Origin of the sequence: Natrialba swarupiae (assembly GCF_008245225.1) — an archaeon.
Classification (GTDB): Archaea; Halobacteriota; Halobacteria; order Halobacteriales; family Natrialbaceae; genus Natrarchaeobius; species Natrarchaeobius swarupiae.
Window position 1 is genome coordinate 221,689 of record NZ_VTAW01000001.1, and the last position, 26,914, is coordinate 248,602.

General features: G+C 65.3%; 23 protein-coding genes. 11 read left to right on the forward strand and 12 right to left on the reverse strand.

Annotation, left to right across the window (positions count from 1 at the left end; all coding sequences use genetic code 11):
* Positions 1-2: 2 nt before the first annotated feature.
* Entirely contained in the window at positions 3-314 is a 312-nt protein-coding gene (locus FYC77_RS01100) for an ASCH domain-containing protein (protein WP_149079652.1), read from the forward strand.
* A gap of 244 nt (positions 315-558) precedes the next feature.
* Here FYC77_RS01100 and FYC77_RS01105 read toward each other — a convergent pair whose 3' ends face one another.
* Positions 559-1,365: a DUF7847 domain-containing protein gene (locus FYC77_RS01105; RefSeq protein ID WP_149079653.1), complete on the reverse strand. Its 807-nt coding sequence runs from the start codon at positions 1,363-1,365 to the stop codon at positions 559-561.
* A 127-nt stretch (positions 1,366-1,492) separates the two neighbouring features.
* Entirely contained in the window at positions 1,493-3,496 is a 2,004-nt protein-coding gene (locus FYC77_RS01110) for a GAF domain-containing protein (protein WP_238386769.1), read from the reverse strand.
* Positions 3,497-3,724: 228 nt separating this feature from the next.
* On the opposite strand from FYC77_RS01110, the gene alaS reads away from it, so the two are divergent.
* The 5 genes from alaS to FYC77_RS01135 all read left to right on the forward strand — a co-directional run bounded on the left by alaS (position 3,725) and on the right by FYC77_RS01135 (position 14,509).
* On the forward strand, positions 3,725-6,499 hold the full coding sequence (alaS, locus tag FYC77_RS01115; RefSeq protein WP_149079654.1) for an alanine--tRNA ligase: 2,775 nt from the start codon (positions 3,725-3,727) through the stop codon (positions 6,497-6,499).
* Between the two features lie 109 nt (positions 6,500-6,608).
* The gene (locus tag FYC77_RS01120; RefSeq protein ID WP_149079655.1) at positions 6,609-6,857 is read left to right on the forward strand and encodes a hypothetical protein; all 249 of its coding nucleotides are present in this window, start codon (positions 6,609-6,611) and stop codon (positions 6,855-6,857) included.
* Between the two features lie 123 nt (positions 6,858-6,980).
* Positions 6,981-10,238 carry an isoleucine--tRNA ligase gene (gene ileS / locus FYC77_RS01125; protein WP_149079656.1) on the forward strand — a complete coding sequence of 1,086 codons (3,258 nt, stop codon included), beginning with the start codon at positions 6,981-6,983 and terminating at the stop codon, positions 10,236-10,238.
* 344 nt (positions 10,239-10,582) lie between these two features.
* Entirely contained in the window at positions 10,583-12,160 is a 1,578-nt protein-coding gene (locus FYC77_RS01130) for a tryptophan 7-halogenase (RefSeq protein ID WP_149079657.1), read from the forward strand.
* Between the two features lie 282 nt (positions 12,161-12,442).
* Entirely contained in the window at positions 12,443-14,509 is a 2,067-nt protein-coding gene (locus tag FYC77_RS01135) for a CARDB domain-containing protein (RefSeq protein WP_149079658.1), read from the forward strand.
* A gap of 22 nt (positions 14,510-14,531) precedes the next feature.
* Here FYC77_RS01135 and FYC77_RS01140 read toward each other — a convergent pair whose 3' ends face one another.
* From FYC77_RS01140 to FYC77_RS01150, 3 genes are all read right to left on the reverse strand, one after another.
* Positions 14,532-15,062, reverse strand: coding sequence for a heme NO-binding domain-containing protein (locus FYC77_RS01140; RefSeq protein WP_149079659.1), 531 nt, complete (start codon positions 15,060-15,062; stop codon positions 14,532-14,534).
* A gap of 147 nt (positions 15,063-15,209) precedes the next feature.
* Positions 15,210-16,061 (reverse strand): ribose-phosphate diphosphokinase, encoded by an 852-nt coding sequence (locus FYC77_RS01145; protein WP_149079660.1) that lies wholly within the window; start codon positions 16,059-16,061, stop codon positions 15,210-15,212.
* A gap of 86 nt (positions 16,062-16,147) precedes the next feature.
* A complete protein-coding gene (locus FYC77_RS01150; RefSeq protein ID WP_149079661.1) occupies positions 16,148-17,017 on the reverse strand; it encodes an HVO_0234 family beta-propeller protein in 870 nt (289 codons plus the stop codon).
* A gap of 95 nt (positions 17,018-17,112) precedes the next feature.
* Here FYC77_RS01150 and glmM point away from each other — a divergent pair, with 95 nt between their 5' ends.
* Positions 17,113-18,477, forward strand: a complete 1,365-nt coding sequence (gene glmM, locus FYC77_RS01155) for a phosphoglucosamine mutase (RefSeq protein WP_149079662.1) — start codon at positions 17,113-17,115, stop codon at positions 18,475-18,477.
* Between the two features lie 193 nt (positions 18,478-18,670).
* Here glmM and FYC77_RS01160 read toward each other — a convergent pair whose 3' ends face one another.
* The 6 genes from FYC77_RS01160 to FYC77_RS01185 all read right to left on the reverse strand — a co-directional run bounded on the left by FYC77_RS01160 (position 18,671) and on the right by FYC77_RS01185 (position 23,317).
* Positions 18,671-19,864 (reverse strand): DUF7118 family protein, encoded by a 1,194-nt coding sequence (locus FYC77_RS01160; RefSeq protein WP_149079663.1) that lies wholly within the window; start codon positions 19,862-19,864, stop codon positions 18,671-18,673.
* 3 nt (positions 19,865-19,867) lie between these two features.
* Positions 19,868-20,239, reverse strand: a complete 372-nt coding sequence (gene hisI / locus FYC77_RS01165; RefSeq protein ID WP_149079664.1) for a phosphoribosyl-AMP cyclohydrolase — start codon at positions 20,237-20,239, stop codon at positions 19,868-19,870.
* Between the two features lie 60 nt (positions 20,240-20,299).
* Positions 20,300-20,977 carry a hypothetical protein gene (locus tag FYC77_RS01170; RefSeq protein ID WP_149079665.1) on the reverse strand — a complete coding sequence of 226 codons (678 nt, stop codon included), beginning with the start codon at positions 20,975-20,977 and terminating at the stop codon, positions 20,300-20,302.
* An 82-nt stretch (positions 20,978-21,059) separates the two neighbouring features.
* Entirely contained in the window at positions 21,060-21,260 is a 201-nt protein-coding gene (locus tag FYC77_RS01175; RefSeq protein ID WP_149079666.1) for a DUF7534 family protein, read from the reverse strand.
* Between the two features lie 53 nt (positions 21,261-21,313).
* Positions 21,314-22,501, reverse strand: a complete 1,188-nt coding sequence (locus FYC77_RS01180; protein ID WP_149079667.1) for an inorganic phosphate transporter — start codon at positions 22,499-22,501, stop codon at positions 21,314-21,316.
* Between the two features lie 87 nt (positions 22,502-22,588).
* The gene (locus FYC77_RS01185) at positions 22,589-23,317 is read right to left on the reverse strand and encodes a DUF5828 family protein (RefSeq protein ID WP_149079668.1); all 729 of its coding nucleotides are present in this window, start codon (positions 23,315-23,317) and stop codon (positions 22,589-22,591) included.
* A 97-nt stretch (positions 23,318-23,414) separates the two neighbouring features.
* Here FYC77_RS01185 and upp point away from each other — a divergent pair, with 97 nt between their 5' ends.
* The 4 genes from upp (at position 23,415) to FYC77_RS01205 (ending at position 25,946) form a co-directional block, all read left to right on the forward strand.
* Positions 23,415-24,092 (forward strand): uracil phosphoribosyltransferase, encoded by a 678-nt coding sequence (gene upp / locus FYC77_RS01190; RefSeq protein ID WP_149079669.1) that lies wholly within the window; start codon positions 23,415-23,417, stop codon positions 24,090-24,092.
* 71 nt (positions 24,093-24,163) lie between these two features.
* Positions 24,164-24,550 carry a cupin domain-containing protein gene (locus tag FYC77_RS01195; RefSeq protein WP_149079670.1) on the forward strand — a complete coding sequence of 129 codons (387 nt, stop codon included), beginning with the start codon at positions 24,164-24,166 and terminating at the stop codon, positions 24,548-24,550.
* A gap of 65 nt (positions 24,551-24,615) precedes the next feature.
* Positions 24,616-25,461 carry a PspA/IM30 family protein gene (locus FYC77_RS01200; RefSeq protein ID WP_149079671.1) on the forward strand — a complete coding sequence of 282 codons (846 nt, stop codon included), beginning with the start codon at positions 24,616-24,618 and terminating at the stop codon, positions 25,459-25,461.
* 146 nt (positions 25,462-25,607) lie between these two features.
* Positions 25,608-25,946 carry a hypothetical protein gene (locus FYC77_RS01205; protein ID WP_149079672.1) on the forward strand — a complete coding sequence of 113 codons (339 nt, stop codon included), beginning with the start codon at positions 25,608-25,610 and terminating at the stop codon, positions 25,944-25,946.
* 42 nt (positions 25,947-25,988) lie between these two features.
* Here the strand turns inward: FYC77_RS01205 and FYC77_RS01210 are convergent, their stop codons facing one another.
* On the reverse strand, positions 25,989-26,561 hold the full coding sequence (locus FYC77_RS01210) for an HPP family protein (RefSeq protein ID WP_149079673.1): 573 nt from the start codon (positions 26,559-26,561) through the stop codon (positions 25,989-25,991).
* Positions 26,562-26,914: the final 353 nt, after the last annotated feature.

Sequence of the window (26,914 nt, forward strand, 5' to 3'; positions counted from 1 at the left end):
GTATGGGCGAGATCGATCCCGACGACCTGTTGCCGAGTCCGCGGATGCGTGAGGGCGTCCTCGAGGGAGACGTTACGCAGATCCATCGGGGCCACCAGTACGCCGAGGTGGGCGAGACGTTCGTGATCGACGACGAAACGTTCGAGGTGACCGACGTGACAGAGCGCACGCTCGGCGATCTGACCGACGACGACGCACGGGCGGAGGGAATGGAGAGCCTCGAGGCGTACGAACGCCTGCTCGAGCGCGCCCACGAGAACTTCACGTGGGACGACGACAGCGAGGTCGTCCGCCACCGGTTCGAACGTCGGTAGTGGCGTTTCATACGGACTACTGTACCGATGTACCGCCCCAATCGCCACACGGGTCGCGGTTGTGCCGGAGCTGACGGACAGTAAACTGTCTCACTCGTCAGTCGATGCGTCAGATACACCAGCCCGCGGTGGGGAACCGAACCCGCAAAAAAGCAGGAACTCGTCTCGGTGTTCGAGCCGAACCGCGACGATTCGAACGATCGTCGTCTCGAGGCCCCTCTCTTGGATGGCCTATCTTCGGCGCTTACTGCGCCCCGGTTCCCTCGGGAATTAGCCGCCTGTAGTAGGCGGTGTGGACCGTATAGAGGTACGAGTAGACGAGGCCGGTGAGGACGACTCCCGCGAAGAGCGTGATCGCGTACCCGACCGACTCGCCGACCCCGTCGACGAGACCGGGTTCGACCAGCGCGAACTCGAGGCCGATGAGCGGCATGAACGCGACCATACTGACTCCGATCCAGAGGATCGAGTAGCCGACGACGCTCAGCAGGTTCGATCGGACGAGATCGACGCTTCGCGAGAACGAGTCGAACGCCCGCCTGTTCTCGACGACGATCGCCGTGTTGTAAAACTGCAAGAACAGGAACACGGCGAAGACGAACAGGAAGATCGCAAGCATCCCGAGGATTGCGAGACCGACCACCACCAGTCCGGCCGCTCCAGCGTCCGCACCTCCGACGCCGATCCCGAGTGCAACGCCGAAGATCGCGACGAACATCCCGACGAACGCGATGGTGAACACCATCACTCCGAACAGAATCGATGCGCCGAGCAACGAGATGTAGTGTGCCTTTCCGGTCTCCGTGAGCCGTGAAAGCGTCGTCGTCGACCCCTCGAGCGCCTCGAGGGCCATGCCGATGATGCCGCCAAGTAGAAACGGCGACAGGAGGAGCGCGACGACGAAACCGACTGCCATCGCGATCCACGAGTCGATGAGTCCGCCTGCGGACGCCAGTTGACCGGCGACTGCGAGGAGCAGACCGCCGAGCAGTATGACGGGGTTCTCGCGGAGGACGGTCCAACCGTCTCGAAACGCGGGGATTACTGCCATTGCACTCGAGGATACGCAACCCGTCTACATAGCCGCGACGAAGACTCAAACTCCGTTTTGAGTCACGAACGGTGGGTAGCTCGTCGGGTTGCCGGAGAATCGTCCGTTGGAAATCGCGACACCGATCTCAGGTATCGATGGCGTCGACGCCGCGGAACGCAAACGCCGTCCCGTCCTCGTCCTCGGCGACGCCGAGGTCCCAGCCGTGGGCGTCGGCGACGCGTTCGACGACCTCGAGTTGGGTGCCGGTGTCGTCGGCGTCGACCAGCAACTCGGCATTGGGGTCGGTTCGACCGTTCTCGTCGGAGCTAGGCCGGTGTCCGGCGACGTAGAAGCCGTCGTCCGTCGCGCCGACGGTGACCGTAACGGTACCCGCGGCGTCCGCGCTCACCCACGACGGCGTGTTCGCGTGTTCGATCTCGATCGCCGCCTGGAGGACGTGTTCGAACAGCTCTCGCATCTGCTCGCGGTCGGCCGCGACGAGGAGGTCGTCTTCGGTGACGAGTTTGGCGTCCGCGGTGTCGGCACCGATCCACGCGCGGTGTGCCATCTCCCGGATCCCGGCCGGCTCCGTCTCGAGGTCGGTCCCGGCGACGTCGGTCAGCGCCTCGAAGAACTCAGAGAGTTGTTCGTGGGCGTTCTCGACCATCTCGAAGTGTTCGCGGCTGCCGGTCTTCTCCGCGAGTTCAAGATATCCTCGAGCGGCGTTCAGCGGCGTCCGCGTCTCGTCTTCGACCAGTTCGGCGATCGTCTCGAGTCGATCCGAGATGGCCGCCAACTCCCGTCTTCGACGGCGCGATTCGGTGACGTCCTCGTGGACCAACAGCCCGTCGCCCGACCCGTCTCCGTCATCCGTCTCGAGGGGAACGACCGTCAGGACGAACTCGCGAACGCCGTCGACGGTCTCGCGTCGACACGAGAGTCTGTGCTGTTCGTTCGCCTGGACCGCCTCGCGCAACGAGGTTCGCTCCTCTATGAGGCCGTTCGGGATCGCGTACTCGGCGACCGGAACGCCCGTGAGCGCCTCGGCGTCGTCACCGAAGACTGCCTCGTGTGGATCGTTGACGTCGGCGACGACCGCCCGGCCGTCCTCGAGTTCGTACCGGATCGTCGGCTCGGAGAGGCTCGCGACCACCGAGACGAGGTCGTTCCGGTCGGTCTCGAGTCGGTTTCGGTCGTTGACGAGCCGGTTGTACTGCTCGACGATCCGGTCGCGTTCGCGTTGTAACCGATCACGCTCGTTGCTGATCCCCGTCTCGGTCCAGTTGCGCTCGAGGATCGACTCGGCGGTTTCACACAGTCCCTCGAGCAACGCGAGATCCGTCGCGTCGAAGGCGTCGGGAAGCTCCGAGGCGACGTAGAGCACGCCGACGTCGCCGACCGGAACGCAACACAGCGATCGGGCGTGCTCGAACGGGGGGTCGACCGCCTCGAGCTCGTCGACATCCGCGATTCGGATGGACTGGCGGGCTCGGAACGCTGCACTGAGCGGGTCGTCGAGCGGCGTCGACCCGAGTTGGTCGTCGGGGACGGCCGACGAGACTGCACGCGATACGAGTTCACCGAAGTTGATCGTCGCGACCCAGCAGTACTCGAAGCCGAGCACGTCGACCGTGCCGTCGACGAGCCGATCGAACAGCCGGTCGCGTTCCCGACACGTCGCGATGGCCGCCGTCGTCTCGAGGATAGCCGTTCCCGTCTCTCTCCCTCGGTCGCGAAGCTGGGGGTTTCTCGACCGACCGTCGCCGTGACAGTGCCAGCTGATCTCGTCGACCAGGTGCACAGGCGCGTCCGCCGTCCCCCGGCGAACGTAGCCGTCGACGCCGCCACTCGAGCGGGACGCCGTCTGTCCGTCGGCGTAGAGGATGAACGGCGTAGACCCGCTGGCGTCGACAGCTTCGGAGAGTCGGGTGTCGTCCGGATCGACCGAGCCCGCGTAGACGACGCAGTCGACTTCCGGCGTCCACTCACGGATGCGATCGACTGACGCCGTCGGGTGAACCGTCCGCTCCGGCCCTTCGCGAATCGACTCGATCGCATCCGCTCCGTCGCGGGCGTCTGCTTCCGTCGCGGCTACGTAGAGGATCAAAAGCGGCCGCGGCTGCGGTGTCGGGTGTACCATCGATGTCATCGGATCCACTCGTTCGTCTGTACGTACTGTCCGGATGACCACGATAAAATTCTGCTGGGCGTTTCGAGTCGTGAGGGCGGGCGATTGCCGGAAACTTTCGTCTCCTAACGATCATCGATTCGACGATCGTCTTGACACGTGCTTGCGAGACGCCCAGCCGCTGGGTCGATCCTCGCCGGCTGAACGTTACGGAACTGTTTTAGGCGCTGGCTGGTCAATAGACGTACAATGAGCGAACTGGCGGACGAATACCGACTCGAGTACTTCGAGGAGGAAGGATTCGTGCGAAAGGAGTGTCCCGAGTGTGGGAATCACTTCTGGACGCGCGACGAGGACCGGGTGACCTGTGGCGAACCGCCGTGTGAGGAGTACGACTTCATCGACAACCCGGGCTTCGACGAGGAGTACAGTCTCGAGGAGATGCGCGAGGTGTTTCTCTCCTTTTTCGAGGACCACGACCACGAGCGCATCGAGCCCTACCCCGTCGCGGCCAACCGCTGGCGCGACGACGTCTTGCTCACGCAGGCGTCGATCTACGATTTCCAGCCGCTCGTGACCAGCGGCGAGACGCCGCCACCGGCGAACCCGCTTACGGTCTCTCAGCCCTGCATCCGGATGCAGGACATCGACAACGTCGGCAAGACGGGTCGGCACACGATGGCCTTCGAGATGATGGCTCATCACGCGTTCAACGCCCAGGAGGAGGTCGGCGACGCCTACGCCTACGAGGGCGAAGTCTACTGGAAGAGCCGGACCGTCGAACTCTGTGACGAACTGCTCGAGTCGCTTGGCGCGGACATCACCGACGTCACCTACATCGAGGACCCGTGGGTCGGCGGCGGCAACGCCGGCCCCGCGATCGAGGTTATCTACCGCGGGCTCGAGCTCGCGACGCTGGTCTTCATGTGCATGGAGCAGGACCCCGACGGCGAGTACGAACTCAAAGACGGGAACACCTACTCGTTCATGGACACGTACATCGTCGACACGGGCTACGGGTTAGAGCGTTGGACCTGGATGAGCCAGGGGACGCCAACGGTGTACGAGGCGATCTACCCCGAGATGATCGCGTTCCTGCGGGACAACGCGGGAATCTCCCACACCGACGAGGAGTCGGAACTCGTCGGCCGTGCCGCCCGCCTCTCAGGCAATCTGGACATCGACGACGTCGACGATGTCGAGGCTGCCCGTGGCGACATCGCCGATCAGCTGGGCGTCTCCGTCGACGAACTGCGCGACCTCGTCGAGCCCTTAGAGGACGTTTACGCCATCGCCGACCACTGTCGCACCCTCGCGTACATGCTCGGTGACGGTATCGTCCCCTCGAACGTCGGGACGGGCTATCTCGCCCGGATGGTCCTTCGTCGAACGAAACGACTCTGTGACAACGTCGGCGTCGACGCGCCGCTGGACGAACTCGTCGACATGCAGGCCGAACGGCTGGGCTACGAGAACCGCGATACGATCCGCGATATCGTCCGTACCGAGGTCGAGAAGTACCGCGAGACCTTGGAACGGGGCGGCCGTCGCGTCGAACAGCTGGCCGAGGAGTACGCCAAAAGAGACGAGCCGATTCCGACCGACGAACTCATCGAACTCTACGACTCCCACGGCATCCAGCCCGATATGGTCGAGGAGATCGCTGCCGAAGCAGGCGCAGACGTCGCCGTTCCCGACGATTTCTACAGCCTCGTCGCCCAGCGCCACGACACCCCCGACACCGGTGAGGAGACGGCCGACGAGGCCGACGAACGGTTCGAGGACCTCCCCAAGACGGAGAAACTCTACTATGACGACCAGCAGCGAACGCAGTTCGAAGCGGTCGTTCTGGACGTCTTCGAGCGCGAGGAGGGGTACGATGTCGTCCTCGATCAGACGATGTTCTATCCCGAAGGCGGTGGTCAGCCTGCGGACACGGGGACGCTCTCGACCGACGACATCTCCGTCGAGGTGAGGGATGTCCAGATCGAAGACGGCGTCGTCCTCCACCGAACCGACGAGGATCCGGGCAAAGGCGACTTCGTCAACGGACGGGTCGACACCGCCCGTCGCAGACAGCTGATGCGCCACCACACGGCGACCCACATCGTCATCCACGCCGCCCGCGAGGTACTCGGCGACCACGTCCGCCAGGCCGGCGCACAGAAGGGCGTCGACTCCTCGCGGATCGACCTCCGCCACTACGACCGGATCGACCGGGAGACGATCAAAACGATCGAACGCGTCGCCAACGAGATCGTCATGGAGAACACATCGGTCACCCAGGAGTGGCCGGACCGCCACGAAGCCGAGGCCGAACACGGCTTCGGGCTCTACCAGGGCGGGATCCCGCCGGGCGAACAGATTCGGCTCATCCACGTCGCCGAGGACGTCCAGGCCTGTGGCGGCACCCACGTCGCCCGGACCGGCGACATCGGCGCGATCAAGGTTCTGAACACGGAGCGCGTCCAGGACGGCGTCGAGCGCATCACGTTCGCCGCCGGCGAAGCCGCCCTCGAGGGTACCCAGGAGAACGAGGACGCCCTCTACGAGGCAGCCGAGATCCTCGACGTCTCGCCGGAGGACGTTCCCGCGACCGCGGAACGGTTCTTCGAGGAGTGGAAAGACCGCGGCAAGCGCATCGAGGAGCTGAAAGAACAACTCGCCGCGGCCCGCGCCGGCGGCGGTGGCGACGCCGAGGAGGTCGACGTCGGCGACGCGTCGGCGGTCGTCGACCGGATCGACGCCGACATGGACGAACTGCGTGCGACCGCAAACGCGATCAGCGAGGAAGGTACCATCGCTGTCCTCGGTAGCGGGGCGAGCGGCGCGCAGTTCGTCGTCTCCGTGCCCGACGGTATTGGGGTCAACGCCGGCGAAGTTGTCGGCGAACTCGCCGCCAAAGTCGGCGGCGGCGGTGGCGGGCCGCCAGATTTTGCACAGGGTGGTGGCCCCGACGTCGACGCCTTAGACGACGCACTCGAGGACGCACCCGACGTGTTGCGCCAGGTCCAGGACGCCTGATCGGACGGGGATGCGAACCGCGGTTGGATCTCGAGCGAGGGAGATGGCGCAGTTCGAACCGGTCGTCGGAGGGACAAGTTTACCTTGTTCGGGTGGCTTCTCGACGGTAATGACATCGTCTGCGCCCGAACTACTCGCAGAACTGTTCCCGTTGCTCGTCTATACGATTCTCGCAGGCGTCCTGACCGCTGGCGGAATCGCCGCGGAGTACGCAAGCGTCCAGCACCTCGGAAGCGGAGAACTCATGAGTGCCCTCTGGCTCGCCGCCATCGGTGCAATCATGCTCTACGCCGGCGTCTACGGCCTGGCGTACAAGAAAGTCCTCGCTCGAGTGCTCGTCTCGAGTGGGCGCCGGTAACCGATTCGAGTCGACGATCGGCTGCTGTACCGCAAGCACCACCGCTCTCTCGAGTTCACACCGGACGTAACGGTCTAGCACAGGACCGATTCCCCTTTACTCTCGGAGCGAATCACCTCACGTATGGACAGGTTCGCCGAGGTCGACGACCAGTACGATCCGCACGAACTCGAGGGGCGGATCTTCGACTACTGGGACGACGTCGACGCCTACGAGCAGACGGTCGAGCACCGATCGGACGGTGAAACCTACTTCTTCGTCGACGGCCCGCCGTACACCTCCGGCTCCGCGCACATGGGGACGACCTGGAACAAGTCCCTGAAGGACGTCTACCTGCGGTTTCTGCGGATGCAGGGGTACGACGTCACGGACCGGCCGGGCTACGACATGCACGGGCTTCCGATCGAAACCCGCGTCGAGGAACGGCTGGGCTTCGAGAACAAGAAGGACATCGAGGAGTTCGGCGAGGAGAACTTCATCCAGGAGTGCAAGGAGTACGCCGACGAACAGCTCGAGGGCCTGCAGTCTGACTTTCAGGATTTCGGCGTTTGGATGGACTGGGACGATCCCTATAGGACGGTGTCACCCGAGTACATGGAAGCCGCCTGGTGGGGCTTTTCGAAGGCCGCCGAGCGTGGTCTCGTCGAAAAAGGGAAACGATCGATCTCGTGGTGTCCCCGGTGTGAGACCGGGCTGGCGAACAACGAAGTCGAGTACGACGACGTCGAGGACCCCTCGATCTACGTCACGTTCGACCTCGCCGACCGCGATGGATCGGTCGTCATCTGGACGACCACGCCGTGGACGATCCCGGCGAACACCTTCGTTGCCGTCGATCCCGAGGGCGAGTACGTCGGCGTCCGTGCGGAAAAAGACGGCGACGAGGAGTTACTCTACATCGCCGAAGCCAAACACGAGGCGGTCCTGAAGGAGGGTCGCTACGAGGACTACGAGGTGGTCGAGGAACTCACTGGCGAGGAGATGACCGGCTGGTCCTACGAACACCCACTCGCCGAGCAGGTCCCCGACCACGTCGACGGCGAGGGAACCCTCGAGGTCTACGCCGCCGACTACGTCGACACCCACGGCGACGGTACTGGACTGGTCCACTCCGCACCTGGCCACGGTGAGGAGGACTTCGAGCGCGGCCGTGAGCTGGGCTTCGAGCCGTTCTGTCCCGTCGGGGAAGACGGCACTTACACCGAGGAGGGCGGAACGTACGCCGGCCAGTTCGTCAAAGACGCAAACGAGGAGATCATCGCCGACCTCGAGAGCGAGGGTGCGATGCTCGCCTCGGGAGCGACCGACCACAGCTACGGCCACTGCTGGCGGTGTGATACGGGCATCATTCAGGTCGTCACCGACCAGTGGTTCATCACGATCACGGACGTCAAAGACGAACTGCTCGACAATATCGAGGACAGCGAGTGGCACCCCGATTGGGCCCGCGACAACCGGTTCCGGGACTTCGTCGAGGACGCGCCGGACTGGAACGTCTCCCGCCAGCGCTACTGGGGGATTCCACTCCCGGTGTGGACGCCAGAGGACCGTGATGACGACCAGGATCGCATCGTCGTCGGTGACCGCGAGGAGCTCGCCGAACGGGTCGATCAGGATATCGATCCCGAGACGGTCGACCTCCACAAGGACACCGTCGACGGTCTCACGATCACCGAGGGCGGGACCACCTACACGCGCGTTCCCGACGTCTTCGACGTCTGGCTCGACTCCTCCGTGGCGTCGTGGGGCACCCTGGACTTCCCCGCGGACGACAGCCGGTTCGACGAGCTCTGGCCTGCTGACCTCATCCTCGAGGCCCACGACCAGACCCGTGGCTGGTTCTGGTCCCAGCTCGGAATGGGCACCGCGGCGCTGGGTGAGAGCCCCTACGAGCAGGTGTTGATGCACGGCCACGCACTCATGCCCGATGGCCGCGCGATGAGCAAGTCCAGGGACATTCTGATCGATCCACACGAGGCCATCGACCGCCACGGCCGGGACGTCATGCGGCTGTTCCTCCTGTCGAACAACCCCCAGGGCGACGACATGCGCTTTTCGTGGGATGGTATGCAGACGATGGAGAACCACCTCCGGACGCTGTGGAACGTCTTCCGGTTCCCGCTTCCGTACATGCGGTTGGACGAGTTCGATCCGGAGCGGACGACCCTCGAGGAGGTCGATGCCGATCTCCAGCCCTTAGACGAGTGGGTCCTCGCCCGGCTCCAGTCGACGAAAGCCGAGATGACCGCCGAACTCGAGGAGTTCCGCCAGGACCGCGCGCTCGAGGCGCTACTCGAGTTCGTCGTCGAGGACGTCTCACGATTTTATATCCAGGCGGTCCGCGAGCGCATGTGGGACGAAGAGGACAGCGCCTCGAAACGGGCCGCCTACGCGACGATCTACCACGTTCTCCGGGAGTCGGTCGTCTTGCTCGCGCCATACGCGCCGTTCGCCAGCGAGGAGATCTACGGCGTCCTCACGGGTGAGAGCGGACACGACACCGTCCACATGGAAGACTGGCCCGAGGTCGAGGAGTACTGGGAGGACGACCGACTCGAAGTGGACGTCGAGCACTTGCGGGCGATCGAGGAGGCGGGTGCGAACGCCCGCCAGCAGGCTGGCCGGAAGCTCCGGTGGCCCGTCCCACGCGTCGTGGTCGCGGCGGACGACGACCGCGTCGTCGAGGCCGTCGAGCGTCACAGCGATCTGCTCGCGGAGCGACTCAACGCCCGCGAGATCGAACTCGTCTCCGCCGAGGATCGCTGGGAGGAACTCGCCTACAGCGCCGAGGCCGACATGAGCAAACTCGGCCCTGCCTTTGGCGGCCGCGCCGGCGAGGTGATGAACGCGCTCAACGAGGCACGTATCGACGAGCCGACCCTCGAGGCCCTCGAGGCGGCCGTCGCGGACGTACTCGAGGACGACGAGAGCGCGGAGCAACGCTCCGCGGAAGATGCGAGCGGCGATGAGCCGCGAGCACAACTCGAGGAGTCGATGGTCTCCTTTGTCACCGAGACGCCCGAGGAGATCGCGGGGACGCCGTTCGGGTTCGACGGCGACGACCACGGCGTGGTCTACGTCGACGCCTCGCTGACCGAGGACATCGAAAGCGAGGGCTACGCTCGCGAGGTCATCCGTCGAGTTCAGGAGATGCGCAAGGAACTCGAACTCGACGTCGAACAGCGGATCGTACTCGACCTCGAGATCGGCGACGATCGCGTTGCGAATCTGGTCGCCGAGCGCGAGGATCTCGTTCGCGAGGAGGTCCGCGCCGACGAGATCCGCGACCTCGAGGACGGCCACCGCAAGGAGTGGGACGTTGAAGACGTGACGATGACGATCGCGGTCGAGCCGCTGGCTGCTGTCGAAGCGTCGGACTGATCCGGGGAGCGAAGCGAGCCGGTTTACGGACCGGGAGGCGACGCCGACCGGTCCGTTTTTTGGTCCAGATTTTTGCGTGAGTGGTCGCTCTGTGAGCGACCCGAGCGGAAAAAGGTGGATGCACCGATCGCGGTCGAGCCGCTGGCTGCTGTCGAAGCGTCGGACTGATCCAGCGAGGCGTTTTCTCTGCTGCTGTGTTTTCCCGTCGGTGCGTGTGCGGGTAGCCGGTCCTCACGACTCGAGTGGAGCCGGGAGAGAGCAGTCGCGTTTCGTTAGCACGACGCCGCCGGGAAATTTTCGTTGCGTTTATACGACCGTCATGCCACTCATTCTCTCACAAGAGTATGGCAAACGATTATGACGGAACGCAGATCGGGTCGATCGGCGTCGTCGGAGGCGGGGACGCCGGGTTGATGACGGCGCTCGCACTCGAGAAGGGGCTCGACGGAGTCGACATCTTCGTCGTCGACGACTTCGACGAAACCGTCCCGGAGGTCGGCAAGAGCACCCTCCAGTTCCTCCAGACGTTCCTCCACGACCGCCTCGAGATCACGCCGACCCGGTTGGTCGAGGAGGTGAAACTCGGGTTCAAGACGACGGTGTACCTGAAAGACTGGTGTGGACAGGAGTTCCACAGCCCGCTCGGCAAACCGCTTCCGACGGTCCGCCAGGAGGAGGCGGGCAACTGGGTCGATCCGACGGTCCAAGACGAAGGGCTGAGCGCCGAGAACGAGCCGGTGTTCGACGAGTTCTACTATCGGTATCAGGAGGACGAGTACACGACGGTGTACAACGAACTCGCCGAGACCGTCGGGAAGTCACCGATGGTCATCGATCAGCAGGACGTCTTCAACATCCAGAAGGGGCTCCCGGACGCCTCCTATCACTTCAATTCGAACAGCTTCAACCGGTTTCTCCGGACGATCTGCGGGGAACGTGGCGTCGAGTTGATCAACGACCGGATCGACGAGGTGACGGCTACCGACGGGTGGATCGAACGGGTTGCAGGCAGCGACGGGAGCTACGACGCCGACCTCTACATCGACGCGTCGGGGTTCAGACGGATGCTGATGGACGAACTCGAGGTGCCGATGCGGGAGTTCGATCTGCCGGTCGACTCGGCGGTCGTCGCGACCACCGATCTCCCGCTTTCCGACATCGAGTCCGCGACCATCGTGACCAGCGGCGAGGCGGGCTGGTTCTGGCAGATCGATACGGTCGACGTTCGCGACCTGGGATACGTCTACTCCTCCGATCACGTCTCCGACGACGACGCCGTCGCGGAGTTCCTCGAGACGCGACCGGAAGAGATCGACCCCGACGAGATCCGTCGCTATCGCTTCGAATCGGGCGTCCTCGAGTCGCCCTGGAAGGGAAACTGTCTCGCCGTCGGGAACGCGGTCGGGTTCGTCGAACCGCTCCAGTCGACGGCGCTGACGACGTCGGCCAGGCTCGCCGATCGGCTCGCGACGTTCCTCGGGATGCACGGCCGGGTCAACCACCAGGGGCTCCGGGAGCTGTTCAACGAGACGACGCTCGCGACCTGGGAGGAGATTTACGACTTCGTGAGTCTCTACTACAAGTACAATTCGGGGATGACGGCGTTCTGGGAGGACGCCCGCGAGGTCAACCCCGGTCCGATCCAGCAGGTCGACACCTACCGGGCGTCGGGATTCTGTGCCCCCCAGACGCGGGCGACGCTGACGCGGACCGGAACGGACCTGAACAACTACTACCTGTACTATCTCGTCTTGAAGGGGCTCGGAGTCGAATCGGTGTTCTACGAGAACCTCGAGTACGATCCCGATCCAGCGGTCGTCGAACAGGTCGAGGAGTACACCGACTCGGTTCACGACCGGGTCGACGAGTTCCTCAGTTACGAGGAGTTCTACCAGGCGTTCCATCCGGGGTTCGACGATTGAGACGGATTGCTGTAACTATTCACCGGGGCAACTGCAAGGCGAGGCGCGGTTGCCCCGGTACGGACTTACAGCAGTCAGTATGAGGCGGTTTGCGATGACCGATTGCCGGTCGATCGCCTCGAGGTCGACCGGGACAGACGCGTTGCAGTCCGTCCGTGACGGTCCGATCGGGGTTGGTGTCGGGCGGTTTCGAGACTCAGTTTCACGCCCACAAATGATTCAATTATTCTGGGTGTTCGAATATCACAACAGTCATGCCGATCGGCTGACCTAGCGTCTGTGATGACCCATCGGTTCGTCGTCTTCGCGTTCGTCGTGTTGCTGGTGGGATCGCTCCCGGCCGGTGTCGCCGGTGCGGCCCTCGGCACTGGTGGGGACAGCACGCCATCGCACACCGTCGAGGCCGCGGCCGCCTCGAGTGGCGACGCCGAGGACGTCCTCTACCGGACGACGACCCTTCGACACCTCCCCGAGCAACCGGGGACGTTCGAGACCGAGAAACGATTTCAGATACCCGATGCCGTCGTCGACCTCGAGATCGGCCTGGATAGTCGGGCCGAGATCGAGACGGCAGACGGCTTCGAAGAAGCCGACGACGGCACGCTTCGGTGGACCGGCGAGACCGACGAACCGGTCGTGCGGTTTACGATGCCGGCGAACCGAACGGGTGACGTTGGCCACCACGCAGCCGACGGGCCGCGGATGCACGACCGGGCGGGAGCCCCGGACGGCTACAGCTTCGTCGACACCGGCGAGTGGGGGATCGTCCAGGTCCCCGGCATCGACATCACGCTTCGACAGACGGAGTCCGTCGGCCACGACGAGACGGTGACCGTCGACGGTCCGGGGGCGACCGGCGGCGACATCGCCTTTTTCGGCGAGGTCGTCGAACACCGGACGGAGTTCCGTGGAGAGACGATCAGGGTGATCGTCCCCGAGGCGGCGGATCTCGAGGAGGATCCGGCCGACGTTCTCGAGACGCTCGCGTACGCGAGCCAGCGACTCGACGTCGGGGCTGTAAGCGAGGAGACGTTCGTCGTCGCCGTCCCGACCGACGTCGACTGGGGGCCAGAGGGCCTCCAGTACGGCGAGGGCGACGCCTGGGTCGTCGCCGACGCCTCACTCGAGGATCCGGGGAACGTCTGGCTTCACGAGTACGTTCACGTTCGCCAGGGCTACGACGGGGTCGACTCGGACGTTCCCACGGGAACCGAGTGGCTGATCGAGGCCCAGCCGGAGTACTACGCCGGTCTCCTCTCGTTCGAACGGGGATCGATCGAGTTCGACGAGTTCAGTCGCCACCTCGAGGCCGGCGAACGGTCGCCGTACGCCGACGGCGTCCTCGTCGATCCCGACTCCTGGGCGGACGACCGAACGGACTACGTGAAGGGCCGACTCGTCTACGGCGAGATCGATCGAACGCTTCGCCTCGAGACCGACGGCGACCGCACGCTCGTCGACGCCTTCCGGCTGATGAACGCCCACGAAGGGGCGCTGACCGAGACCGAGTTCCTCGCGTTGCTCGAGGACGCGGGTGGCTCCGAGACGCGGTCGGTCGCCGAGCAGTATACGCGAACGTCCGAGACGCCGACGATGTGGAGCCAGGACGACCACGGCGACGCCTTCGGCCTCGAGGGGGCAACGTTCGCCTACGGATTCGACGACGAACCGATCGAGGTGGCTGGCGAACCGTGGGCCACCGAGTACGGTGACGGCGACACGATCGCGGTGCCGGTAGACGAACCCGTAGTCGTCCCCGTCGCGGTCGAAAACGACGGCGACCGGGACGGAACGTCCGATGCGACCCTCGCGGTCGACGGCGAGGTCGCAGACTACAGGCAGTCGACGCTCGCCGCGGGAGAGGAAACGACCGAGCGCCTCACCTGGACGCCGACGGAAGCTGGCACGTACGACCTTCGGGTCGGCTCCGAACGGCTGACCGCCCTCGTGCGTCCGTCCTCGAGCGTCGTCGTCTCGGATCTCTCGGTCGATCCCGAGACGGTCGAACCCGGCGAGACGGTGACGATGACGGCGATCGCCGAGAGCGGGGACGACCGGCCCGCGGCCGCGGTCCTCGAGGTTCGGACGTACGACGGCGTCGTCGACCGCCACCTGGTCGGCGTCGAACCCGGCGAGACCGAGACCCTCGAGACCGAACTCAGTTTCGACGACGAGGGACGCTACGAGATCGCGATCGGCGACGTCTCGACGACCGCGACCGTCTCCGAGGCATCGACGGCTCTCGAGGTCGATTCGATCTCCGGCTTCGGGGTGAGCGCGGCGCTCGTCGCGCTCGTCGTCGCCGTGATCGTGGCCGTCACGGGCCGAGAGTGCGGTCGATCACGCTAACACCGGTTCGGTACCAGATCCGTCACCCGAGTCGAACCCGGAACGTACAGACGCCCTCCGCGTCGTCCCGGTCCTCGAGTGCGACCGTTGCATCGGCGTCGAACTCGCCGACGACGCCCTCCAGAACGCCGTAAGCGACGTCGGGATACCAGCGCGGGGAGCGGTAGGTGACGAGGAGATCGTCGCCGTCGCGCCGATAGGTGAGTTCCGGAACCGACGTCTCCTCGGCGGCGTCGTCGACCGCGTTCGTGATCGACTCGAGGTGCTCGAGCAGTTCGGAGAGCCCCCAGTCAGCGCGTACGTGGGCGTTGAACGTCGACAGGAGGGCGGGGGCGAGCATCCGCCCGAAGGAACGTTCGATCTGCGCGCGCTCCTGGACGGCGACGGCCGACAGCGTCTCGAGGATCGCCTCGAACTCGGCGTCGTCGTAGTGAGAGACCGGCAGGTACAGCGACGGCTCGAGGCCCGCACGCTCGACGATAGCGTTCCAGGAGGCCTCGTCCGTCCGTTCGACGACGTACTCCTTTAGCGTCTTGTGGACAATTCCGTGCATCTGTCTGCGACTGCTGCGTTCGATCGCCGCGGTCGACCGGGGGTGTCGACTCGATCCTACGTAGATCAGGGTATCGATGTCACTTAACAGTGTGACATTTTTCCATGCGAGATCGACGACAGTGAAACGGGGGTGGGAGATCTGACGCTACAGGCGTGTCGCCAGCTCCGGTGCGACCGAGACCGCGCTGGCTTCTCGCTCGATGGTATCCGTCCCGTATATCGCCTCGACGCCCGCTCGAGAGAGCTTCGCGTACGCGTTTTGTGCCAGAAGGGGGTGGACACAGGTGACGAAGACGCGGCCGACGCCGCGCTCGCGGAGGACGGCGACGGCCTCGCTCATCGTCGTTCCGGTCGCGATGATGTCGTCGGCGACCACGACGTCCCGGTCGGTGACGTCGACGTCGCTCGGCGAAATTTCGACCTCGGTGCCGGAGTGTCGGGTCTTCTCGAAGTAGTCCGTCTCACCGCCGCCGTAGGCGTCCCGGACGGTCTCCGCGAGGGAGATCGCTCCCGCGTCGGGCGAGAGGAAAACTGGATCGACGAGATCGGTCGGGAGCGGATCGGCGAGCCGTCCGGCCGCGTCGACCGCGGTTGCCGTCGGCTCGAAGAACTCACAGATCGCTCGCTCGTGGGGGTTGACGGTCAGCACGCGATCCGTACCGGTCGAGATCGCACGAGCGACCGCCCGGGCGGAGACCGGCTCGCCCGACTCGAACGCCTCATCCTGTCGGCCGTACCCCATGTACGGCAGGATCGTGACGACCTCGTCGACGTCGGCCTCGCGAACGGCGTCCTGTAAGAGCAACAACTCGAGGTGGGCGTCGCTCGAGACGGTCGAGGCGACGACGATCGCTCGCGTCCGACCCTCGATCTCGGGGACGGTCGCGAACAGTTCGCCGTCGGGAAAGCGGTCGTACTCGACGGGCGCGAGCGGTTCCTCGAGCTCCCGCGCGAGCGCCGCCGAAAGCGACTGCGACGCGGATCCACTGACGATCATACTCGAATCCACAGCGCGCGGGGTAAAACGGGTTTCCGTTCTGTCTCGTTCGCTCGGCCGAAGCGTACCGGGCGGTTTCGGTTCGTTCACTCCGACGAGCGAGGCGACACGGCGGCGAGCCCTGCGACATCGCGAACGCCGAGGACGTGCTCGCGCCAGCCGTTCGTTTCGACGTCGTCCGTCGCGGCGAGGAACGTTCCGTCCTCGGTGACGGCGTAGACCGCCTCGCCGTAGTCGACGGCGACGATCCGACCGTCGGGGGAAGGGACTTCGTCCCACTCCTCGCCGTCGAACGCGTAGACGGCGTCGGTCGAGACGGCGTACGCGCGCCTCGAGTGTGCCGGCGAACCGTCGGGCGCCACGGCGACCGCCTCGAACGATCCCTCGATCTCCGTCATCCAGCCGTTTCCGAGCCTGAAGAGGCCGGCCGCGGTCGCGACGAGCGGTGTCCCGGCTTCGTCGACGTCGCGTGCGTCGGTCAACCCGGCGTCTGTGAGTTTGCCGTCGTGGACGCGGTAGACGCCGCCGGCGGTCGCGACGAAGTCGCCGTCGATCGCCTGGACCGTCGCGTCGAGTTCGTTTGTCAGATCCGTCCACGCGCCGTCTGCACTCCGGCGAGCGACCCTTCCCTCGGCGTCGGCGGCCAGCAGCGCCGTCCCGTCGGAGCCGACGGCGACCGCCGGACCGAACCCGGTGTCGACGAACTCTCCGTCGGAGCCGCCGGTACCGTCTGTTCTGGTTTCACCCTCGAGGACGCGGACGTCCTCGTCGGTCGCGATCGCGACCGAGTCGGCGGTCGCGGCGACGTCTCGCGTGTCACAGCGCTCACAGAGACCGAACTCGCCGACGGTGTCGCCGGCGACGCGGACGCGGACGACGCCGATCGAACTCGCGACGTAGACCTCGAGTGCGCCCGATCGGTCGCCGAAGACGCGTTTCTCCTCGATCGAATCCATACGGGATGCTCGCGGTCGCGGGCCGAAAACGTTCCGTCTGTACGCCCCTGTCGGCTTCGGAACCCCTTTGGGGGATCCCGTCGGACTAGGGATCGATGGAAGTGTTCGGTTCGAGCGGGACACGGGGTGTCGCAAACGAGGAGCTGACGCCCGCGTTCGTCCTGCGCGTCGCGAAAGCGGCGGGGACGGCCTGGGGGGTCGATCGGGTGGCTATCGCGCGCGATACGCGCGCCACCGGTCGGATGCTGGCCGATGCGGTCGCGAGCGGGCTCGCGAGCACCGGAACCGACGTCGACCGACTGGGGACGCTCCCGACGCCCGGCGCGCAGTATTACGCCGAGCGAGAGAGCGTGCCGGTGATCGTCGTGACTGCTTCGCACAACCCGCCGCAGTACAACGGGATCAAACTCGTCGGCGCTGACGGCGTCGAACTCGCCGTTTCCGACCTCGAGCGAATCGAAGAGACGCTGCTCGCGGAGGGGTTTGCAGTCGCACCTTGGGACGAGACGGGACGCGTCCGAACCGTCGACGGCGTCACCGACGACTACGTCGACGAACTGCTCGCGTCGGTCGACCGTGCGTCGATCGCCGACGCCGAGTTGACCGTCGCACTCGACCCCGGTCACGGCGCGGGCTCGCTGACGAGCCCCGAGTTCTTCCGCGAACTGGGCTGTCGGGTCGTCACGGTCAACGGACAGCCGGACGGCCACTTTCCCGGCCGCGATCCGGAGCCAGTCGTCGACAACCTCGAGGATCTCGGGCGACTCGTCCGGGCGACCGACGCCGACGTCGGGATCGCTCACGACGGCGACGCCGACCGGGCCATCTTCTTCGACGAAGACGGCGAGTACGTCCAGGGTGATGCCACCCTCGCCGCCCTGGCGGCGGCCGAACTCGAGGCCGGCGAGACGGCCGTCTCGGCGGTCAACGTCTCCCAGCGGCTCGTCGACGTCGTCACCGACGTCGGCGCGGAACTCGAGTTGACGCCGATCGGCTCGACGAACATCATCACCCGAATCAGGGAACTCGAGGCAACGGGCGAGCGGGTGCCGATCGCGGGCGAGGGCAACGGCGGGATCTTCTTCCCGGAGTTTCGTCTCTCCCGAGACGGCGCGTTCACCGCCGCGCGGTTTCTCGAACTCGTCGCCGAGCAGCCGGTCAGCGAGATCGTTTCCCCCTACGACGGCTACGCGAACGTCCGTCGGAACGTCTCCTACAGTTCGACCGCCGAACGCGACGCGATGCTCGACGCCGCCGCGAACCACGCCAAGGGTGCCGACGCCGAACTCAACACTCGCGACGGCTACCGGCTCGACTACGGCGACGCCTGGGTGCTCGCCCGCCCCTCCGGCACCGAACCGCTCGTGCGGGTCTACGCCGAGGCCCGCGACGAAGACCGGGCGACGGAACTCGCCGATGGGATGTACGAGACACTCGAGGACGCGAAATCGAGGGCCTGACCGCGGCCACGCGTCTCTACCGACAGTCGTTCTTTCCGTCCGTTCGTGGGCCGTTCGACGGAACCGTACGCAGCGTTTCGGTGATCGACGACCGAGTTCTCGAGCGGTTCGAGTCGATTCGGTCGATCGCGATGTCGCGCCATACTCGCGACCCCCAGGTGGGCGTGCCGGCGCTGACGGACAGTAGCCCGTCTTAGATGGGGTCGTCGACCTCGAGCGCCGCCTCGAGTTCCTCGCGTTCGGTCCGCAACGCCTCGAGTTCGTCCTCGACGCGACCGGACGCGAGGCGGTCACGTTCCTCGGGCGTGAGCTGGGCGACCGCCTGCGCTGCGGTCTGGAGCCGATCGTACTCGTCGTCGTACGTAAGTAGGCGAACCGTCCGGAGCGCAGCGACGGTCTCCTCGTCAGCGACGCGGGCGACGAAGGGTCGGATCTCCCGCGTCCGCCGGCACAACACCTCGGCCTCGTCCGGTGGCCACTCGATAGTCAGCGCCTCGGCGTCGATCCCGTCGAGGTAGGTCTGCTGGGTCGCGACCCGTCGTTTGAGGACGTCTGCATCCTCGACGTAGTGCGAGAGTTTCGACCGCGAGTAGTCGGCGTACTCGAGCAACTCGGGGATCGTGTACTCGCCGTCGGAACTCTCGACGACGTACTCCCGCAGGTCCTCGGGCGGTCGATCGTACCCGACGAACGGGTACCACCGGCTCCGCTCGAGGAGGGCGAACACCTCGCGAGCGGAGGCCTCGAGGCGGTACTCCGCGAACGCCTCACGGATCGCCTCGTTGTAGCGGTCGATCGGCTCTCGTAGACGGTCGACCGGCGCGTCGAGGTCGGCTGTCGACAGTTCGAGTAACCGTTCGTGCTCGTCGATCTCGTCGTCGATCTCCCGGAGCCGTTTGCTCGCTTCCGTTCGGGCCTCGTCCAGCGCCTCGCGTGCGTGCTCGCGATCGTCGACCAGTTCGGCGTACCGGGAGGCGGGTTCGAGGGCGGCGTGTGCCCGCTCGAAGTCCGACTCGCTCAGCCGGCGCTTGTCGATCGCCTCGAGTGCGTCCTCGAAGGCGCTGCGTCCCTCGAGATCGTCGGGTAACCTATCGACGAGCGTGGCGAACTGGCCCTCGAGTTGGACGTATGCTTTGAAGTTTTCACGCCCGGTGCCGGTCGCCCGATCGACGTACGTCTCGAGCAGATCCGTCGCGGTCCGGTAGGCGTCGGCTGCGTCCTCGACTGCGTCGGTCGCGTCCTCGACTCCCCGGCCGCCGTGGTCGTCGATCTCGCGCTCGATCCGGTCGAACCGTTCGCGGGCCGCCTCGAGTTCCGCAAGCGGCGTCGACCCGTCCCGGTCACCGTCGCTCGCGTTCGAACCGGGTGAGTGGGCGCGTTCGCTCATGGGCTAGCTCTCGTACACCGCGTCCGGATCGAACACCATCTCGCCGACGTTCTCGCCTTCGACCGTCCGGTAGAAACACGACTTGTGGCCCGTATGACACGCGCCGCCTTCCTGGTCGACGACGTAGAGGAGGGTATCGGCGTCACAGTCCACTCGGACCTCCTGGACCGCCTGGACGTGACCGCTCGTCTTCCCTTTCTCCCACAGCTCCTCGCGGCTCCGCGAGTAGTAGTGTGCTCGCCCCGTCTCGCGGGTTCGCTCGAGCGCCTCGGGGGAGACGTAGGCGAGCATCAACACCTCGCCGGTCTCGGCGTCCTGTGCGACGGCGGGCACGAGTCCGGTCTCACCGAAGTCGATGGCAATTCCGTCGTCCATATCGGGACGGATGTCCGTCGGGGCGATAGGTCTTTTGCCGCTTAGAAATCCGACCGCGGATCACCGACTCGAGTCGACGGCCGCTTCGATCTCCGCGGCAATCGTCGGCGGTACGACGAGACGCCGTGGTCCCGGAACGTACTCCCCGCCCGGCTGTGCGTACCGCAGGTTGAGGACGGTCACGCCGCCGACCTCCCAGACGGAGACGCGATCGATCGTCTCGAGGTCGATCGCCAGGTCGGGGTCGGAGAGATACAGCGTCTCCGCATCCCGGTCGACGGCACCGGCCGACCGAAGAAACGAGGAGAGTACGAGCGCGACGAACGCGAACGGCATCAGCAGCGTCGCCATAGCGGTGAACGGACTGGCACCGAGTGGTCCCAACGCGGCGCTGCCTTCCGCGACTCTGCCGGCCAGCATTAACGCGACGATGATCCCAGCCATGACGACCGTCCCGACGGCGGCGTCCACCGCACGCCCCGTCGAGTCCTTGACGACCGCAATCGCGATGACCGTGACGGCGAGTGCGCCGAGGAGAGCGAGGATGAGCGGCTGGAGTTGGGGCCAGGCCTGTCCGGCGAAATCGTACACTCGCCAGAGCGCGACGATCGAGATTGCCGCGAAGAACGTGCCGACGCCGAGCGACCAGCAGAGTCGAACGGCCGTCGACGTCGAGCCGTCGCGTCGCCACTGGATCGTGTTCGGATCGTTCGAATTTCCGGTCGCGTCCGCTCCCATACCCGTTCTCGGGTTCGATCGGGTAAAGACCGTTCGATGTCCCCTCGTCCGACCGCTCGAGCGGACGTCCTTGAGGAACCGATCAGGCACCCGACTCGAGTCGGCCCAAACCGACCCGGTAAACGAGTACGTACGAGACGACTAGGGAGAGCACCACCAGCGGAAGTGCGACGCCGATCAGCGAGAACGGATCGGGAGGGGTCACGGCCGTCGCGATCACGAGCGCCACCGCACACAGCGCGACGGTCGCCGTGAGGAATCGCAGGAACTCACTCGAGTTCATACGAAACGTACCGACAGCCGCCGGATGTGTGTTACGGTGAATCGGCGAGCGCGTCAGAACAGCAGCGTCGCGAACGCGAGGTAGCCGACGTAGGAGACGACGATCGAGCCGGCCAGCGAGAGCACCCACGCCAGCACCGTATACCCCATCTTGCGCGCGCTGACGCCGCCGCCGCCCGCCGCGGCGTAGCCGCTGCCGATGATCGAACTGACGATGATCTCGTTGAACGAAACGGGGATGCCAAAGAGGACGGCGGTCTGTGCGATAATAAACGAGGGGATGAGTGCCGCGATCGACCGGCGCGGGCCGAGCGAGGAGTAGTCCTGCGAGATCGCCTTGATCATCCGGGGCGCACCGGTCCACGACCCCAGTAAGAGCCCGAAGCCGCCGCCGAACAACAGGGCGAGCAGGGAGACTCCGACGTCGCCCGACAACGGAATCAGCGGACCGATCGCCAGCCCAACCTGGCTGCCGCCTGCAGAGAAGGCGACCAGCCCGCCCAGTATCAACAGGAAGTGTCGCTCGCCCCGTTCGACTCCGTTTTCGAGATCGATCGCGATCGCTCCCCCCCAGATCGCCGCCATCACGGTCGTCGCGGTGACGACACCGACGAACGCCGGTCCGGGAAGCCAGCCGCCGGTTGCCTGTGCGATCGATGCGCCGCCGTCGGCTGGGCCGAGGACGGCGAACTCGATGTTCGCGACGAGGACGCCGACGAGCGCAGCGAGAACGACGATGAGATACTGCTCCGAGATCGGCTCGGCCCGAAGCGTTCTGGCGATACCGTAGGCGAGTCCGCCGCCGACGAACGGCGTCAGAATCCACAGTGTGGCGATCTCGGCGTACTTCGGCCAGGCCGGATCGCCTCCCATCGCGAGGCCGACGCCGACGACCGCCCCAGTCACCGTAAACGCCGTCGCTATCGGATACCCCGCGAAGACGCCGATCGCGACGAGGACGGCCGCGATCACCAGCGCGATCGTCGCCGCCATCGGCGACAGCGTAACGCCGCCGATCAGCTCCGTCCCCACCGCTTCGGAGACGTTCGCACCCTGTAACACCGCACCGGCGAATCCGAGAATGCCAACGAGAAAGCCCGCACGCATCACCGAGATCGCGTTCGCACCGACCGCCGGCGCGAACGGGGTGGAGCCGCTCGAGCCGGCACCGATCGCCCACGCCATAAACAGGCTGGCCAGCGCAGCGACCAGAAACGTCGCGATCGTCGCGATCTCGACCATCTACGGAGTTCCTACTGGCGGGTCCTACAAGTGTGTGCCGACCTGTACTCGCCGAAGCGAACGGCACCTCGTCGGGCGGGACCGAACTCAGTTCGTCGTCGACCGCGAGTTGTCCTCCGGCTCCGGCTCCGGCGGCGGTTCGGCGCCTTCGATCGCTTCGGCGGCGTCGGTATCTTTCTCGACTTCGACGTGCCAGCGGTCGATCTCGTCGTCGTACTCGGCGAGGCGATCCGAGACCTTCTCTTTGAGCTCGTCGTCGTTGACGTTGACTTCGAAGACGAACTGTTCCCCGGCGTCGCCGTTTCGCGTCGACTGCTGGATGTTCGCACTGACGAGTTCGTTGTCGAAGTAGTACGGTGCGAGCTGTGTCATCACGTTCTGGTAGACGGTGTCCTCGACTCGCCGCAGCGCCTTCCGGCCCGCGGAGTCGGCCGCCCGCGCGACGTAGTCGATCGACTCCTTCCAGTTGTCGACCGCCGCGTCGGGGTCGTCCTCCTCGAGTTGCTCGTAGGACTCCGAGAGTTTCTCGCCGGCGGTCTTGATGTCCTCGTCGGGCCCTTTGCCGGCTTTCTCGCCCTTTCCTTCCTCGACGCTCGCCTGATCGGCTGTCTTCTCGCTGACGTCCGCTTCCAGGGTTTCGTGGGCTTTCGGCCGCCACTCGTCCCACTCCTCGAACGCACTGGCCAGATGAGCCTCGCCGCCGCGGCCGGGATCGTCGACGCTGTGTTCCCGGAGCGCCTGCGTGATGCGTTCGCCGTGTTCGACGACGTCGCCCCAATCACCGCGAATCTTGAATCCCGAGATGCTCTCTTCCATTCGGCTGGCCGACCCGTACGGTGTGGATCGGTATAAACTTCTTCGCTGACGGATGCCGATCGATAACGTGAACTATCCGGCGACAGCCTGTACGAGTATGCCGATCGAGAACCGGGAGAACGCGTATCTCATCACGCACGGACTGGCGAAAGACACGCTCTCACGCATCCGAGACGTCGAAACAGAACAGGTCAGCTTCCGAAAGGGGCTCGTCAAACTCGGGCGCATCTGTGGCTACGAGATCATCGATGGCCGAATGGAAACCGAGTACGTCGAGATCGAGACGCCCCTCGAGCCGACGATGGGCGAGCGCGTCCGCGGACTCGACGACGTCGTCATCATCAACGTCTTGCGCGCCGCGACGCCGTTCGTCGAGGGGCTGTTGAAGGCGTTCCCCCGCGCACGACAGGGCGTCATCAGCGCGAGCCGCGACGAGGAAGCTGGCCGAGCGGAGGACGGCTCGTTCCCGATCACCGTCGACTACGTCAAACTCCCCGAGATCCACGAGGAGGACACGGTGATCGTCGCCGATCCGATGCTCGCGACGGGCAGTACGATGTGTACGGTGCTCGATCACGTCGTCGAGAACTCCACCGAGCCGGAGAACCTGATCGTTCTCTCGGCGGTCTCAGCACCCGACGGACTGCTCCGGGTCTCCGAGTCGGTTCCCGAGGCCGACCTGCTTACGGTCTCGATCGACGACTACCTCGACGAGGACGGGTTCATCGTCCCCGGACTTGGCGACGCCGGCGACCGGGCGTTCCGAACGACCTGAGCCGGCGCTGTGCAGGTCGACTCGAGACGGGTGACACGCCGTTTTTTGCACACGGAGAGTAAGTATCACGCATGGACTACGCCGTCGTCGACCCGGAGGGCCTCGAGCCCGAAGACGACCGACCGTGTGACTGCCGGAAGCTGAGCGAACCCGCGGGTCTCGAGCAACTCGCGATCAACTGCTTTCGTGCGGAGCCGGGCGAACAGATCCCACTCGCCTACCACTACCACGAGATCCAGGCGGAGGCGTTCGTCGTCCAGTCGGGCGTTCTTCACGTAGAGACTCCCGAGGGGGAGTTTACGGTTCCAGCGGGGGCGGCGTTCGCGGCGCAGCCGGGAGCGCCCCACCGAGCGTACAACCCCGACGACGCCGAGACTGCGGTCGAGGTGATCGCACTCGGTGCGCCGGCGGTCGACGGCGACGCCGTTCAGTACGACCCGAACGAGGACGGTCGCTGAGCGTCGAGGCAGGTGGACTGTCGTTGATGTGATGTTTTTAAGGGTGACGAGCGATACGTACGAGTATGGGCATCCTCTCTCGGACCTCCTACGTCATCCGGTCGAAAATCAACTCCATCCTCAACCGGGCCGAGGACCCGACCGAAACGCTCGACTACTCCTACGAGCAGATGCGCGACCAGCTCCAGGAGGTCAAACGCGGTATCGCCGACCTCACCACGCAGAAAAAGCGCCTCGAGATGCAGAAACGCCGCCTCGAGGAAAACGTCGAGAAACACAACGAGCAGGCTCGCACGGCCGTCCAGCAGGACCGAGAGGACCTCGCACGGCGCGCACTGGAGAAAAAGAAGACGAAGATGAACCAGATCGAGGATCTGGACCGACAGATCTCGGAGCTTCAGAGCCAACAGGACAGTCTGATCGAGCAAAAAGACGAGCTCCAGGCCCGTATCGAGGAGTTCCGCACGAAAAAGGAGACGATGAAAGCCCGCTACGAGGCCGCCGAGGCGAGTTCGACCGTGTCGGAAGCGATGACGGCGACGGGCGAGGAGTTCGAGGACGTCGGCCGTGCGATCGAACGCGCCGAAGAACAGACCGAAGACATGGAAGCCCGCTCCGCGGCGCTCGACGAACTCCACGAGTCCGGCGCGTTCGACAACGTCCTCTCCGATAAGGACTCGATCGATCGCGAACTCGAGGAGCTCTCGACCGACAGCGGCGTCGAAGCCGAACTCGAGACGCTCAAATCCGACGTCGGTGCGGAGGGGTCCGAATCCGAGCCCGAACCGGCGACGGAGCCGGACGTCGAAGCGGACGTCGATGAGTCCGAACTCGAGGATCTCGAGGCGGACGTCGACGACAGCGAAGTCGAGGCCGAACTCGCAGAGCTCAAAGACGAGGAGAGTTCCTGACACACCTCGTTCGGTCGATCTCCCGACCGCCGTCGGCCGACCCGGTTTCCGACCGACGACTCGAGCCCATGCCGTCGATGCGGCGTTCGGTTGCACAGCGTGCGTCGTGGGCCAACAGTTACTAGGTGTGACGTTGAACGACTAGTATGGTCTCTGACTCGAGCCTGTCGCTGACCGAGCAGATCGTTCTCCTCGCCCTCGTGCGAAGCGAACGCGACGGCGAGGCACCGATTCAGACCCACGACCTTCGCCGACAGTGCGATCGCTGTCTCGACCGCGTCGACACGGACGTCGTCGGCTCTCCGAAGGAAGCCGATGTGGTGCGATCGCTGTACCGCCTCGAGGACGACGGGGTCGTCGAGGAAGTCGAGGGGACGGGAACGTCTCCAACTGGGAAAGGGCGACCGGCGTACGCCGTCGCGGACGCGCCGGAAACCGTTCTCGAGACGGTCGACGACGACATCGTCGATTCGGTGTTCGAGTAATCTCTCGCCAGCGACAGCGGAGAAGGGGGAAACGGTCGCCGATCACGATCGGGCATCCCGCGGTTTGAACCCGTATCGCTCGGCCAGCGTCGAGATAACCCGATCGTGAAAATACCAGAGGATAACGACCGCGACGACGATGATCGCCGCGTCCTGGATGCCACCCATCAGGCCGAGCGCGACGATCAACGTGGTTGCGCAGGCGGCGGCGTGGTTCGTCTTCGTCACCAGCATCGCCGTCGTCGTGAGCATCATCGCCGCAGTCGCACTCGCGGTGAGGTAGACCAGATCCCACGAGAATGCGGGATCTGGCCGGTCGAAGACGACGTACGCGCTGACGTCGTTGGCGAACAGCGCGTAGGCGATCAACCCCGCGACGACGGCGACTGTGTGACCGCCGATGACGTGGTACGCACCCTCTGCACGCGCTTTCTCGCCAGTTGCCATCAGATACGCCGACGGCCCCAGACTCGGGAACAGAAACGGCTGACCGGTCACCAGTGTGATCGCGCCGAGGACCGTAAAGTGTAAGAATACGTTGACGGTCGCACTGTATTCGTCTTTGATGTCGAGGTCCCGGTCTGGGTCCTCGAACGGGAGTTCGACGTCGAGCAAACGTAGCGAAACACACGCGACGAATCGGCAAAAACGCTCGTACTGTCTCGATTCGGCCGAAAGCCCCGACTGCCGTTCACGTCGTCGCCGGCGGAACGGTCGACTGGACCGCCGCAGACGGAACCCACGACGCGGACCATCGTGGGTGTGTACGAGTACGTCTGCACCGCCTACGAGCCCAGGGTGCGACCGAGAGCGTCGTCGGCTGGCCGGAGTGGGAGGATGAACCCGAACTCGAGGCACCGGCCGAGGCGTATCCCGACGCGACCGCCGACGCCATCGAACGACCAACGAACGGATTGGCGACGTACTCGAGGTGGTTCACGGATCGTCCAACCGGCACAGGGCCGTTT

Excerpts from the sequence above, each read along its gene's own strand:
- FYC77_RS01120 (WP_149079655.1), top strand. The coding sequence starts at position 6,609 with ATGACATCGTCTGCGCCCGAACTACTCGCAGAACTGTTCCCGTTGCTC.
- FYC77_RS01175 (WP_149079666.1), bottom strand. The coding sequence starts at position 21,260 with ATGAACTCGAGTGAGTTCCTGCGATTCCTCACGGCGACCGTCGCGCTG.
- FYC77_RS01145 (WP_149079660.1), bottom strand. The coding sequence starts at position 16,061 with ATGATCGTCAGTGGATCCGCGTCGCAGTCGCTTTCGGCGGCGCTCGCG.
- FYC77_RS01150 (WP_149079661.1), bottom strand. The coding sequence starts at position 17,017 with ATGGATTCGATCGAGGAGAAACGCGTCTTCGGCGACCGATCGGGCGCA.
- FYC77_RS01195 (WP_149079670.1), top strand. The coding sequence starts at position 24,164 with ATGGACTACGCCGTCGTCGACCCGGAGGGCCTCGAGCCCGAAGACGAC.
- FYC77_RS01130 (WP_149079657.1), top strand. The coding sequence starts at position 10,583 with ATGGCAAACGATTATGACGGAACGCAGATCGGGTCGATCGGCGTCGTC.
- FYC77_RS01170 (WP_149079665.1), bottom strand. The coding sequence starts at position 20,977 with ATGGGAGCGGACGCGACCGGAAATTCGAACGATCCGAACACGATCCAG.
- glmM (WP_149079662.1), top strand. The coding sequence starts at position 17,113 with ATGGAAGTGTTCGGTTCGAGCGGGACACGGGGTGTCGCAAACGAGGAG.
- FYC77_RS01105 (WP_149079653.1), bottom strand. The coding sequence starts at position 1,365 with ATGGCAGTAATCCCCGCGTTTCGAGACGGTTGGACCGTCCTCCGCGAG.
- FYC77_RS01185 (WP_149079668.1), bottom strand. The coding sequence starts at position 23,317 with ATGGAAGAGAGCATCTCGGGATTCAAGATTCGCGGTGATTGGGGCGAC.
- FYC77_RS01140 (WP_149079659.1), bottom strand. The coding sequence starts at position 15,062 with ATGCACGGAATTGTCCACAAGACGCTAAAGGAGTACGTCGTCGAACGG.
- FYC77_RS01200 (WP_149079671.1), top strand. The coding sequence starts at position 24,616 with ATGGGCATCCTCTCTCGGACCTCCTACGTCATCCGGTCGAAAATCAAC.
- FYC77_RS01135 (WP_149079658.1), top strand. The coding sequence starts at position 12,443 with ATGACCCATCGGTTCGTCGTCTTCGCGTTCGTCGTGTTGCTGGTGGGA.
- hisI (WP_149079664.1), bottom strand. The coding sequence starts at position 20,239 with ATGGACGACGGAATTGCCATCGACTTCGGTGAGACCGGACTCGTGCCC.
- FYC77_RS01205 (WP_149079672.1), top strand. The coding sequence starts at position 25,608 with ATGGTCTCTGACTCGAGCCTGTCGCTGACCGAGCAGATCGTTCTCCTC.
- FYC77_RS01100 (WP_149079652.1), top strand. The coding sequence starts at position 3 with ATGGGCGAGATCGATCCCGACGACCTGTTGCCGAGTCCGCGGATGCGT.
- ileS (WP_149079656.1), top strand. The coding sequence starts at position 6,981 with ATGGACAGGTTCGCCGAGGTCGACGACCAGTACGATCCGCACGAACTC.
- alaS (WP_149079654.1), top strand. The coding sequence starts at position 3,725 with ATGAGCGAACTGGCGGACGAATACCGACTCGAGTACTTCGAGGAGGAA.
- FYC77_RS01180 (WP_149079667.1), bottom strand. The coding sequence starts at position 22,501 with ATGGTCGAGATCGCGACGATCGCGACGTTTCTGGTCGCTGCGCTGGCC.
- upp (WP_149079669.1), top strand. The coding sequence starts at position 23,415 with ATGCCGATCGAGAACCGGGAGAACGCGTATCTCATCACGCACGGACTG.
- FYC77_RS01110 (WP_238386769.1), bottom strand. The coding sequence starts at position 3,496 with ATGACATCGATGGTACACCCGACACCGCAGCCGCGGCCGCTTTTGATC.
- FYC77_RS01160 (WP_149079663.1), bottom strand. The coding sequence starts at position 19,864 with ATGAGCGAACGCGCCCACTCACCCGGTTCGAACGCGAGCGACGGTGAC.